The organism is Bradyrhizobium sp. WBOS08, assembly GCF_024585125.1.
Classification (GTDB): domain Bacteria; phylum Pseudomonadota; class Alphaproteobacteria; order Rhizobiales; family Xanthobacteraceae; genus Bradyrhizobium; species Bradyrhizobium japonicum_B.
Window position 1 is genome coordinate 2,029,034 of sequence record NZ_CP028988.1, and the last position, 12,095, is coordinate 2,041,128.

11 protein-coding genes are annotated in these 12,095 nt (G+C 65.0%); 8 read left to right on the forward strand and 3 right to left on the reverse strand.

The window, feature by feature from the left end:
• Nucleotides 1-129 precede the first annotated feature (129 nt).
• The gene (gene polA, locus DCM80_RS09840) at nt 130-3,213 is read left to right on the forward strand and encodes a DNA polymerase I (protein ID WP_257196780.1); all 3,084 of its coding nucleotides are present in this window, start codon (nt 130-132) and stop codon (nt 3,211-3,213) included.
• A gap of 246 nt (nt 3,214-3,459) precedes the next feature.
• Nucleotides 3,460-4,095 (forward strand): LysE family translocator, encoded by a 636-nt coding sequence (locus DCM80_RS09845; protein ID WP_257196781.1) that lies wholly within the window; start codon nt 3,460-3,462, stop codon nt 4,093-4,095.
• A 448-nt stretch (nt 4,096-4,543) separates the two neighbouring features.
• Here DCM80_RS09845 and DCM80_RS09850 read toward each other — a convergent pair whose 3' ends face one another.
• Both DCM80_RS09850 and DCM80_RS09855 read right to left on the reverse strand, forming a co-directional pair.
• Nucleotides 4,544-4,807: a hypothetical protein gene (locus DCM80_RS09850; protein WP_257196782.1), complete on the reverse strand. Its 264-nt coding sequence runs from the start codon at nt 4,805-4,807 to the stop codon at nt 4,544-4,546.
• A 138-nt stretch (nt 4,808-4,945) separates the two neighbouring features.
• Nucleotides 4,946-5,752 carry a creatininase family protein gene (locus tag DCM80_RS09855; RefSeq protein WP_257196783.1) on the reverse strand — a complete coding sequence of 269 codons (807 nt, stop codon included), beginning with the start codon at nt 5,750-5,752 and terminating at the stop codon, nt 4,946-4,948.
• 152 nt (nt 5,753-5,904) lie between these two features.
• On the opposite strand from DCM80_RS09855, the gene DCM80_RS09860 reads away from it, so the two are divergent.
• The 6 genes from DCM80_RS09860 (at nt 5,905) to DCM80_RS09885 (ending at nt 11,353) form a co-directional block, all read left to right on the forward strand.
• Nucleotides 5,905-6,927, forward strand: a complete 1,023-nt coding sequence (locus tag DCM80_RS09860; protein ID WP_257196784.1) for an ABC transporter substrate-binding protein — start codon at nt 5,905-5,907, stop codon at nt 6,925-6,927.
• A 209-nt stretch (nt 6,928-7,136) separates the two neighbouring features.
• Nucleotides 7,137-7,952 carry an ABC transporter ATP-binding protein gene (locus tag DCM80_RS09865; RefSeq protein ID WP_257196785.1) on the forward strand — a complete coding sequence of 272 codons (816 nt, stop codon included), beginning with the start codon at nt 7,137-7,139 and terminating at the stop codon, nt 7,950-7,952.
• Entirely contained in the window at nt 7,949-8,767 is an 819-nt protein-coding gene (locus DCM80_RS09870) for an ABC transporter permease (RefSeq protein ID WP_257196786.1), read from the forward strand. The genes DCM80_RS09865 and DCM80_RS09870 overlap by 4 nt, the downstream gene beginning before the upstream one ends.
• Entirely contained in the window at nt 8,767-9,756 is a 990-nt protein-coding gene (locus DCM80_RS09875; RefSeq protein ID WP_257196787.1) for a 2-hydroxyacid dehydrogenase, read from the forward strand. The genes DCM80_RS09870 and DCM80_RS09875 overlap by 1 nt, the downstream gene beginning before the upstream one ends.
• Nucleotides 9,756-10,478 (forward strand): protease inhibitor Inh/omp19 family protein, encoded by a 723-nt coding sequence (locus tag DCM80_RS09880; protein ID WP_257196788.1) that lies wholly within the window; start codon nt 9,756-9,758, stop codon nt 10,476-10,478. Before DCM80_RS09875 ends, DCM80_RS09880 begins: the two co-directional genes overlap by 1 nt.
• Before the next feature lie 170 nt (nt 10,479-10,648).
• Nucleotides 10,649-11,353 carry a tetratricopeptide repeat protein gene (locus DCM80_RS09885; protein WP_257196789.1) on the forward strand — a complete coding sequence of 235 codons (705 nt, stop codon included), beginning with the start codon at nt 10,649-10,651 and terminating at the stop codon, nt 11,351-11,353.
• 5 nt (nt 11,354-11,358) lie between these two features.
• Here the strand turns inward: DCM80_RS09885 and radC are convergent, their stop codons facing one another.
• Nucleotides 11,359-12,072, reverse strand: coding sequence for a DNA repair protein RadC (radC, locus tag DCM80_RS09890; RefSeq protein WP_257196790.1), 714 nt, complete (start codon nt 12,070-12,072; stop codon nt 11,359-11,361).
• Nucleotides 12,073-12,095 lie beyond the last annotated feature (23 nt).

The window sequence follows — 12,095 nt, forward strand, 5'->3', positions numbered from 1 at the left end:
GACCGATGCGCCGCGGCGTACTGGATTCCCCGCTTTGGCGGGGAATGACAGTGGGGATAGCTGCGCCGACGCCTCAAAAACTCGGGGTCTGAGGCTGTCAAAGCCCGCAAAAATTCATACATTGCGGCCATGCCCAAGACATCGCCGAAGACCACCGCCAAAGCCGATACCAAAGCCGCGCCCAAGGCCGCCGCCAAGGCCTCCGCGACAGCTGCTGCCAAGCCTGCTGCCAAGCCGATCGCGGCCAAGGCCGCCGGCAAGGGCGACCACGTGTTCCTGGTTGACGGTTCCTCCTACATCTTCCGCGCCTACCACGCGCTGCCGCCGCTGAACCGCAAGTCCGACGGGCTGCAGGTCAACGCCGTACTCGGCTTCTGCAACATGCTGTGGAAGCTGCTTCGCGAGATGCCCGAGGACAACCGGCCGACGCATCTGGCGATCATCTTCGACAAGTCGGAGATCACGTTCCGCAACAAGATCTATCCCGAATACAAGGCGCACCGGCCGCCGGCGCCTGACGACCTGATCCCGCAATTCGCGCTGATCCGCGAGGCGGTGCGCGCCTTCGACCTGCCCTGCCTGGAACAGACCGGCTTCGAGGCCGACGATCTCATCGCGACCTATGTGCGGCAGGCCTGCGAGCGCGGCGCCAGCGCGACCATCGTGTCCTCCGACAAGGACCTGATGCAGCTCGTGACCGATTGCGTCACGATGTACGACACCATGAAGGACCGCCGCATCGGCATATCAGAGGTGATCGAGAAATTCGGCGTGCCCCCGAACAAGGTGGTGGAGGTGCAGGCGCTGGCCGGCGATTCCACCGACAACGTGCCCGGCGTGCCCGGCATCGGCGTCAAGACCGCGGCGCAGCTGATCACCGAATATGGCGACCTCGACCAATTGCTGTTCCGTGCCGGCGAGATCAAGCAGCCCAAGCGCCGCGAGGCGCTGCTCGAGAATGCGGAGAAGGCCCGCATCTCGCGGCAGCTCGTGCTGCTCGACGACAAGGTCGAGCTCGAGGTGCCGCTCGACGATCTCGCCGTCCACGAGCCGGACGCGCGCAAGCTGATCGCCTTCCTCAAGGCGATGGAGTTCACCACGCTGACGCGGCGCGTCGCCGAATATGCGCAGATTGATCCCGCCAATGTCGATGCTGACCCCGGCTATTCGAGCGGCGCCAGCGTGTTCACGCCGCTGCCGTCCTCGGACGTCGTGCCCGCACCGGGCACCGGCACACCGGCGCAAGCCGCACCGAGCCGTCCCAACAAGTCGGCAAGCAAGGAGGACAAGGCTGCGAGCCCGAAGGGTGCGCCGATCTCGCTCGCCGCGGCGCGCGAGGAGGCGCTGCGCAAGCTTCCCGTCGATCGCAGCAAATACCAGGCGATCAAGACGCTCAAAGAGCTGAACGCCTTCATCGCCCGCGTCCACGATGCCGGCCATGTCGCAATCGAGATCAAGGCCAATTCCATCGATCCGATGCAAGCCGATCTCTGCGGCATCGCGCTGGCGCTGGCGCCGAACGATGCCTGCTACGTGCCGCTGGCGCACAAGCAGTCCGGCGGCGGCGCCGGCCTGTTCGACGCGGGCCTCGCGCCCGACCAGGTCAAGCATGCGGATGCGATCGAGGCGCTGCGGCCGGTGCTGGAATCGGCAGGCATCCTCAAGATCGGCTTCGACGTCAAATTCACCGCCGTGATGCTGGCGCAGCACGGCATCACCCTGCGCAACATCGACGATGCGCTCCTGATCTCCTACGTGCTCGATGCCGGCCGCGGCTCGCAAGCGCTGGAATCGCTGTCCGAGCGCTGGTTCGGTCATGCCATGATGAAGGAGAACGAGCTGCTCGGCAGCGGCAAGGGCAAGATCACCTTCGACCAGGTGCCGATCGACAAGGCCGCCGCGCTGTCGGCCGAAGGCGCCGACGTCGCCTTGCGGCTCTGGCGCGTGCTGAAGCCGCGCCTCGTCGCCGAGCACATGACCACCGTCTACGAGACGCTGGAGCGGCCGCTGGTGTCGGTGCTCGCGCGCATGGAGCGGCGCGGCATCTCGATCGATCGCCAGGTACTGTCGCGGCTGTCCGGCGACTTTGCCCAGACCGCCGCGCGCGTCGAGGCCGAGATCCAGGAGATCGCGGGCGAGCCGGTCAATGTCGGCAGCCCCAAGCAGATCGGCGACATCCTGTTCGGCAAGATGGGACTATCCGGCGGTACCAAGACCAAGACCGGCGCGTGGTCGACCACCGCGCAGGTGCTGGACGAGCTCGCCGAGCAGGGCCACGACTTCCCGAAGAAGATTCTGGAATGGCGCCAGGTCTCGAAACTGAAATCGACCTACACCGACGCACTGCCGACCTATGTCAATCCGCAGACCCATCGCGTGCACACGACCTATGCGCTAGCGGCCACCACCACGGGCCGGCTGTCCTCGAATGAGCCGAACCTGCAGAATATCCCTGTGCGCACCGAGGACGGCCGCAAGATCCGCCGCGCCTTCATCGCAACGCCCGGACACAAGCTGGTGTCGGCCGACTATTCGCAAATCGAGCTGCGGCTGCTCGCCGAGATCGCCGACATTCCCGTGCTGAAGCAGGCGTTCCGCGACGGCCTCGACATTCACGCCATGACGGCGTCGGAAATGTTCGGCGTGCCGATCAAGGGCATGCCGAGCGAGATCCGCCGCCGCGCCAAGGCGATCAATTTCGGCATCATCTACGGCATCTCGGCGTTCGGCCTCGCCAACCAGCTCGGCATCGCGCGCGAGGAAGCCTCGGCCTACATCAAGAAATATTTCGAGCGCTTCCCCGGCATCCGCGCCTACATGGACGAGACGCGGGACTTCTGCCGCAGCCACGGCTACGTCACCACGCTGTTCGGCCGCAAATGCCATTACCCCGACATCAAGGCCTCCAACGCCTCGGTGCGCGCCTTCAACGAGCGCGCCGCGATCAACGCGCGGCTCCAGGGCACCGCCGCCGACATCATCCGCCGCGCCATGACGCGGGTCGAGGACGCGCTTGCCGCGAAGAAGCTGTCGGCGCAGATGCTCTTGCAGGTGCATGACGAGTTGATCTTCGAGGTGCCCGACGCCGAGGTCGAGGCGACGCTGCCGGTCGTGCAGCACGTGATGCAGGACGCGCCGTTCCCGGCGGTGCTGCTCTCGGTGCCGCTGCACGTCGATGCGCGCGCGGCAAGCAATTGGGACGAGGCGCATTAGGGCTGCTTTCCCCGGATGCTGCGCAGCGCACCGCCCTTCGCGGCGTGATGCGCTGCTGATCCGGGGTCCATGTCGTACCACTGGGTCCCGGCTCTGCGGCGCACCGTACCGGACGATGCTTCGCATCGCCGGGAACGCTGCGCCGCGTCCGGGACACGAGATACTCAATTGTCCTCCGTGCAATTGCGCGATGGCCGGGCACGCCCTGGCATATTAGAACCGGTGCATCTCCGCACCGGTCCCGCCATGCCCCACACCTCCGCCCTGCTCGGCTTCGCCCTCGTCAGCCTCGGTCTCGTGCTGACGCCGGGACCGAACATGATTTACCTGATCTCGCGCTCGATTACGCAAGGCCCCGCCGCGGGCATCGTCTCGCTCGGCGGCGTCGCGCTCGGCTTCGTGTTCTACATGCTGTGCGCCGCGTTCGGCATCACCGCGCTCTTGCTCGCCATTCCCTTTGCCTATGACGCGCTGCGCTTTGCCGGTGCGGGTTATCTGCTCTGGCTCGCCTGGCAGGCGGTGAGACCGGGCGGGCGATCGCCGTTCCAGGTCAGAAAGCTCGCGATCGACAGCCCGCGCAGATTGTTCGCGATGGGCTTCGTCACCAACCTGCTCAATCCGAAGATCGCGATGCTGTATCTGGCGCTGCTGCCGCAATTCATCGATCTCGCCGCCGGCAGCGTGCTGACGCAGTCGATGATGCTGGGCACGATCCAGATCGCGATCAGCGTCAGCGTCAATGCGATGATCGCGCTGGCCGCCGGCTCGATCGCGCTGTTCCTGGCGAACCGGCCGAGCTGGATGCTGGTGCAGCGTTGGCTGATGGGCACCGTGCTGGCCGGGCTCGCGGTGCGGATGGCCGTGGAAGCGAAGAAGGTGTGAGGGCTTTCTTCCTTCTCCCCTTGTGGGAGAAGGTGGCGCGAAGCGCCGGATGAGGGGTGTCTCTCCACGCATTCGAATGAGAGTTGGACTCGCGGAGAGAACCCCTCACCCGTCTCGCCGCTTCGCGGCGAGCCACCCTCTCCCACAAGGGCTACGGCATTCACACATCGTTGTTGAAGACCGAAAGGATGTCTGATTCCGTGTCCATCCTGGACAGGAGGATGGCATGGAGCTCGGACTGGGACGGTTTGGCGACCGTCGCCTGGAAAAAGGGGTAGTCCCAGCGTTCCTCCGCGAAGGACAGCGCGGTCCCCGTCGACGACACGACGTGGTTGGAGGGCAGATAATTCGGAAAGGAGATGTCGCCTTCGACGCCGAGCAGCAGGCCCGAAGCGAGGCGCCCGTGTCGGACGCAGGATCCACGTGAGATCGGCCTCAGGTACTCAAATCAGTAGCAGGTACGAACGCGGCCGACGTACTGGCCGAAGGCGTTGTACTGGGCCACCCAGCCGCAGCGGTGATAGCCGTGATAATAGGGGTCGTTGGTGGCGGCGATCGCAGAGCCGACGACGGCGGCGGTGGCGATGCCGGCGCCCACACCCCAGACCCAGCCGGGCTGCTTGGCTTCGGCCTGCGAGGTGGTGGACACGATGCTGCCGGTGAGGGCGAGCGTGGCGAGAGCGGCGGCGGCAAGCTTGGTCTTGATCGACATGAGAAGCTCCATCCAGGTGAGGCGGTCCGTTGTGGCCCGCGTGCTCAGTTGGACGGAGGCTCCTCGCATCCGGTTCGAAAGCGGCAAATCCGCTGCCGGAGCCGAGACCTTTCCCGAATGATTCCAGGAATATAAGGGCTAACCGAGGGGCCCCTTGGCGAGCCTGTTCACGTCGAAGTTATCGACCTCGCCCAGCAGCTCGCAAAAGGCGCGCGCGCCCTGGTCGAGCAGCTGCTCGCCCTTTGCCGGCTCGGCCAATGTCGCGTTGCCGATGGCGCCGCTGGCGTTGAGATCCTGCGCCTGCCAGGCGAACGGCGCGGGCCGCTGCGTCGACAGCCAGCGATATTGCTTTTCCAGTGCGATGCTGCTCGCGGCAAAATCGGCGATCGCGGCTCGACGCACCTGATCGGGATAGCGCGCCAGCATGATCGAGGTCTCGATCGCGCCGCCATGAATGCCGTGGCGCACTTCCTCCGCCGGAAACAGTCTGTCGGCGCCCGACAGCCGCGACCACGACGTCGTCACCACGAACAATTTCTGGTGCGCGCGAAGATCCTGTGCGACCAGCATCATCGCCGCGCTGTTGCCGCCATGGCTGGTGATGATGACGAGCTTCTTCACGCCGCGCCGCGCGATGTCCTCGCCGATTCCGGTCCATCGCTTCAGCGCGACCTCGGTCGGCAGCGTCTGCGTGCCCGGATAGTCGATATGCTCGATGGAGATCCCGACCGGCTCGACGGGCAGGAACGTCACCGGGACGCTTGCGGGCAACAGCTCCCGCGTGCGCGCCAGATAGGCGTTCGCGATCAGCACGTCTGTCGTCAGCGGCAGATGCGGGCCGTGCTGCTCGGTCGCTGCCAGCGGCAGCACCGCGATCCAGCGCGCCGTCTCCGCCGGGGGCACACCGGCCCAGCGGATCTCGGTCCAGTCGCGGGACGGCGTCATCAAGGTTTCTTTGCCCGAATTTGTCACGTAATTTGGGTATCAGGGGATGCGGACCCGGCCGGCTCGCGTCCCCTGATGTCATGCGGTTCTATCGCGTTGCGCTCATATGAGCCAGACGCGATTGGGCTTCAAGCGAACGACGGAGTGCCATTATGACCCATTTTCATCTGCGGCGGACGCTCACGGCGGGCCTCTTCGCCGCTCTCGTCGCTCTCGCACCGGCGCGGGCCGAGACGCTCGACAAGGTCACTTTCGGCACCAATTGGGTCGCCGAGGCCGAGCATGGCGGCTTCTTCCAGGCGGTCGCCGACGGCACTTACAAGAAATACGGCCTCGACGTCACCATCGTCCCCGGCGGTCCCAACGAGAACAACCGGATGTTGCTGATCGCCGGCAAGATCGATTTCTTCATGGCCGCAAACACCCTGATGTCGTTCGACGCGGTCGCCAACAACGTCCCCGTCGTGACCATCGCCGCGATCTTCCAGAAGGATCCGCAGGTGATGCTGACGCAGCCGGATGCCAAGGTCGGCAAGCTCGAGGACCTCAAGCCGCTGACGTTGTTCGTCTCCAAGGAGGGCATGGGCAGCTATTTCCAGTGGCTGAAGTCCGAATACGGCTTCAGCGAGAAGAACGTCCGCCCCTATAATTTCAATCCGCAGCCCTTCATCGCCAACCCCAAGAGCGCGATGCAGGGCTACGTCACCTCCGAGCCCTTCGCGGTCGAGAAGGCGGCGGGCTTCAAGCCCAACGTGCTGCTGCTGGCCGACTACGGCTTCAACACCTATTCGACCCTGATCGAGACCCGCCGCGACATCGTCGAGAAGAAGCCCGATCTGGTCCAGCGCTTCGTCGATGCCTCCATGGTCGGCTGGTACAATTACCTCTATCGCGACAATTCCGCCGGCAACGCCATGATCAAGCAGCTCAATCCAGAAATGACCGACGATCTGCTCGCCTATTCCGTCGCCAAGATGAAGGAGCACGGCATCGTCGATTCCGGCGATTCCCTGAAGAACGGCATCGGCGCGATGAGCGACGAGCGCTACAGCTCGTTCTTCAACAAGATGGTCAAGGCCGGCGTCGTGAAGGCGGATCTCGACTTCCGCAAATCCTACACGCTCCGCTTCGTCAACAAGGGCGTCGGCCTCGAGCTGCGTCCGAACAAGCCGTAACGCATGCTGAGCTCTTGCGGAGGTGGCTCGGCGTCCTGCACCTCTCCCGAAGGGAGAGGTCGCATCGCATCGCCAGATGCGATGCGGGTGAGGGGTTACGCTCCATCCGTTGTGCCGCTCTCCCTCACCCGCGCCTGCGGCGCGACCTCTCCCCGTCGGGGAGAGGTGGAAGACGCCGCGCGACTGTGCCTCCCAACAGCCGGCGATCGATGATCGAGCACTCAACGTCATCCGCGGTCGGGACTGGCCTGACGCATCTCGCCGTCAGCCTGCGCGGCGTGACCAAGACCTATGACAACGGCGTCATGGCGCTCGGCCCGTTCGACCTCGCGGTGCGCAAGGGCGAGTTCATCTCGCTGCTGGGCCCGTCCGGCTGCGGCAAGTCGACGGTGCTGCGGTTGATCGCGGAGCTCAGCGCGCCGTCCTCCGGGATCGTGCGGGTGGCGCGCCGCGAGGGCGAGCTGCAGCCGGGTCACGGCATCGGCTTCGTGTTCCAGGAGCCGACCCTGATGCCCTGGGCCAGCGTGCGCGAGAACGTGCGGCTGCCGCTGAAGCTCGGCGGCGTCGCGAAGGCCGAGGGGCGCGCGCGGGCCGACGCCGTCTTGGCCAGCGTCGGCCTTGCCGATTTCGCCGATGCCTTTCCGCGTGAGCTCTCCGGCGGCATGAAGATGCGGGTGTCGCTGGCGCGCGCGCTGGTCACCGATCCCGACATCCTGCTGATGGACGAGCCGTTCGCCGCGCTCGACGAGATCACGCGCTTCCGCCTCAACAACGATCTGCTCGCGCTGTGGCGGGCTCTCGGCAAGACCGTCATCTTCGTCACCCATTCGGTGTTCGAATCCGTCTATTTGTCGCAGCGTGTGGTGGTGATGACGGCACGGCCGGGCCGCATCCAGGCCGATATCCGCATCGAGACGGTCGAGCCGCGCGGCGAGGAATTCCGCACGTCGACCGCTTACGGCGACTATTGCCGCAGGGTCTCCGGCGCGCTGGCGCCGTCTTATTCGGGGCGCCCGCTGCTATGAGCGCCCCGCCCGAGAGCATTTCCAGGCCGCAAGGCGCGCAGCGTGCGCTGCGCCTGGTGCTTCCCGTCATCGTGTTCGCGGCCGGCCTTATCGCCTGGGAGCTGGTGGTCCGCCTCAAGGAGATCCCGCCTTACGTGCTGCCGGCGCCCTCGATCATCATTCTGACGCTGATCAAGGATTGGCAGGTGCTGTCGCAATCGCTCGGGACCACGCTGCTGACCACGCTCGAAGGGTTTGTCGCGGCCAGCATCGGCGGCATCGCGCTGGCGCTGCTGTTCAACCAGTCGAAATGGGTGGAATACTCGCTGTTCCCCTATGCGATCGTGCTCCAGGTCACCCCCGTCATTGCGATCGCGCCACTCTTGCTGATCTATCTGGAACAGCAGACCGCGGTTGTGGTCTGTGCCTTCATCGTCGCCTTTTTTCCCGTGCTGTCCAACACCACGCTCGGGCTCAATTCGGTCGACCGCAACCTCGCCGGCCTGTTCCAGCTCTATGGCGCATCGAAGCCGCAGACGCTGCGCTTCCTCAAGCTGCCGGCGGCGCTGCCTTACGTTCTCGGCGGCCTGCGCATCGCAGGCGGCCTGTCGCTGATCGGCGCGGTCGTGGCCGAGATCGCGGCGGGAACCGCGGGCGCCGGCTCCGGGCTCGCCTACAGGATCGCGGAATCGGGCTATCGATTGAACATACCCCGCATGTTCGCAGCGCTGCTGCTGTTGTCGCTGGCCGGGATTGTCATCTATGGGGTGCTGGCGCTAGTTTCGCACCTCGTTTTACGGCGCTGGCACGAGAGCGCGCTTGGAGAGGAAAACTGATGGCTGCCGGTTCGATTTCGTCCGAAAAGATCGACCTTCTGATCTATGGGCCGGTGCGGCCGATCCTCGAGAATGGGTTTTCCGATCATTTCGTCGTGCACAAGGCGGAGACGCACGGCGACCTCGAACGGCTGACGCCGGCGATCCGCGAGAAGATCCGCGGCGTCGCCGTGACCTATCACACCGTGCGGGCCGACAGGGGGGCACTGTCGCAACTGCCCAAGATCGAGATGGTGGCGAGCTTCGGCGTCGGCTACGACCACGTCGATGCCAAATACGCCGCCGAGCACAACATCATCGTCACCAACACGCCCGACGTGCTGACCGAGGAGGTCGCCGACGTCGCGATGGGCCTTCTGATCGCCACCTTGCGCGAGTTCATCAAGGCCGACCGCTACGTCCGCTCCGGGCTGTGGCAGACGCAGAACTATCCGCTCAGCGTCGGTTCGCTGCGCGACCGCAAGGTCGGCATCGTCGGCATGGGCCGGATCGGTCAGGCCATCGCGCGACGGCTCGATGCCTCGCTGGTGCCGGTGGTCTATCATTCGCGCAACCCGTCCAAGGACGTTTCCTACAAGCACTACCCTGATCTGATCGAGATGGCGAAGGCGGTGGACACGCTGATGGTGATCGTGCCCGGCGGCGCCTCCACCAACAAGATGATCAATGCCGACGTGCTCAAGGCGCTCGGCCCGCGTGGCGTTCTGATCAACGTGGCGCGCGGCTCCGTGGTCGACGAGCCGGCGCTGGTTCAGGCGCTGAAATCGGGCACCATCCTCGCCGCAGGTCTCGACGTGTTCGCGGCCGAGCCGAACGTGCCGGACGAGCTCAAGGCCATGCAGAACGTCGTGCTGCTGCCGCATATCGGCTCGGCTTCGGTGGTGACGCGCAACGCGATGGACCAGCTCGTGGTCGACAACCTCAAGTCATGGTTCTCAGGCAAGGCGCCGTTGACGCCGGTTGCGGAAACGCCGTTCAAGGGACGCTGATGCGAAGTCTTCGGGCCGTTGCATTCGCCGTCGCGGCCTCTTTGGCCGCGATCGGCGCCGTCGCGGCCTGCCTGGCCGCGATCGGCGCTGCGCATGCGCAGGATGCGGCGAGCCTGAAGAAATCGATGCCCGGGCAGTGGGAGCTCTCGACCACCGAGCGCAGCAAGACCTGCGTTGTCACGATGAAGGGCGATGCCGCAGGCCAGGGCTACAAGCTGGAGCTGGAGCCGGCCTGCAAGACCGCGCTGCCTTTCACCAAGGACATCGTCGCCTGGAGCGTCAGGGGCCTCGACATCGTGCGCCTGCAGGATGCGGCCGGTGAAGCCGTAATCGACTTCACCGAGGTCGAGGCCGGCATCTTCGAGGGCCTGCGCCAGGGCGAGGGCGTCTACATCCTGCAGGATCTCGCCGCGGCCCGCTCGATGGCCAAGTCGATGGACCAGATGATCGGCGATTGGGCGATGGTGCGCGGCAACGGCCAGCCGGTGTGCGGGCTGACGCTGACCAACACCGAGGCGAGCCCCGACAATTTCCAGGTCTTCCTCAAGCCGAGATGCGACGCCGCCATCGCCCAGTTCAATCCGGCGCAATGGCGGCTCGAGCGCGGCCAGATCATCCTGATGTCGAAATCGGGCGATGCCTGGCAGTTCGAGGCCGACGACAACGCGCAATGGCGGCGCGTCCCCGATACCGCCGATCCCCTGATCATGCTGCGTCAGTAACCGGCCCGGCATTCGCCGTCGCCGAAGCCGTGCAGCGCTGGATCGAGCCGTGACCGGACGAGCCCGGACGGACCAAAATCCGCTGGTTTGGGAGTTCTTGCCGAATTTCGAACTTTTCCTGCGTCTCGGGCGACCAAGGCGGAATGGCTCAAACACGATCGGGCTTTGACATGAAATTCGTTGCCCTGGCTTTTTCGTGCCTTCTGCTGCTCGCGATGCCCGCCAGCGCGAATGACACGCGCACCTTTGATGCGATGGTCGTGTTGGCCAATCGCGGAGATGCCGAGGCGCAATATCATGTCGGCATGATGCACAACAATGGCATCGGCACGCAGCAGGACCGCAGCCAGGCATTCGAGTGGTTTCAGAAATCGGCCGCCGGCAACGACCCCTTGGGGGCCTACAAGCTCGGCTGCTATTATGACGGGCAAGGTGCCGGCATTGTTGCAACCGATGCCGATCAAGCACTGAAATACAAGCTCGTGTCCGCCAGGGCCGGCTATGCGCGCGCTCAGCACGACGTTGGCCTGATGTATGACCGACAAGGCAATTCGGACGAAGCGCTGAAATGGTGGAAGATGGCTGCCGATCAGGGGCTTCCCGAGGCCCTCTTCAGCCTGTCTCGCGCCTATTCGGCCGGCAAGGGGACGCCGAGAGATTTGTCCCTATCATATGCGTATTTCAAGCTGTCGAAGGTGGCGCCGGCCAGGAATGTGAAAGAGATGGCGTCGATGTTGTCCAAGCCCGAGCTGGAGAAGGCCGAGAAGCTCGTTGCCGAATGGAAGCCGCAACCGACCGCCTTGACGCTCAAGGCACTCAGCGGGTTCAGGGCCGCTGAAGAGCATTTGAAGGTCGCCAAGAACCCGGTGTTCTGACCTGGTCAGATCAACCGCATCCCGCGCAAGCTCGCATGTCCGCTCTTGCCGACGATGATGTGGTCGTGCACCGCAATCCCCAGCGGCTTTGCGATGTCGATGATCGCCTTCGTCATCTGGATGTCGGCCTGCGAGGGCGAGGGATCGCCGCTAGGATGATTGTGCACCAGGATCAGCGCGGTCGCCGATAATTCCAGCGCGCGCTTGATCACCTCGCGGGGATAGACCGGGGTGTGGTCGACGGTGCCGGTCTGCTGCACCTCGTCGGCGATCAGCTGATTGCGCTTGTCGAGGAAGAGCAGGCGAAACTGCTCCTTGTCGGCGAACGCCATGCTGGAGCGACAATAGTCGATCACCGCGTTCCAGGACGACAGCGCGTTGCGGCTGTTGACCTCGCCCTTGGCGACGCGATGCGCCGCGGCGGCAATCAACTTGAGCTGGTTGATCGCGGATTCGCCGATGCCGTCGACCTCGCGCAGCCGCGCCACCGGCGCATGCACGACCTCGGCGAACGAGCCGAACGTCTTGATCAGCGCCTTCGCCAGCGGCTTGGTGTCGCGCCGCGGCAGCGCGGGAAACAGCGCCATCTCCAGCAGTTCGTAGTCGCTGAGCGCATCCGCGCCCGCATTGTAGAAGCGTTCGCGCAGCCGCTCGCGATGGCCGTGATAGTGCGGCGCATCGGCGGATGGAGCGTCTGGTTGGTCATTCTTGCGTGGCATCGGCGCAAGCATGCCGCGCCGGG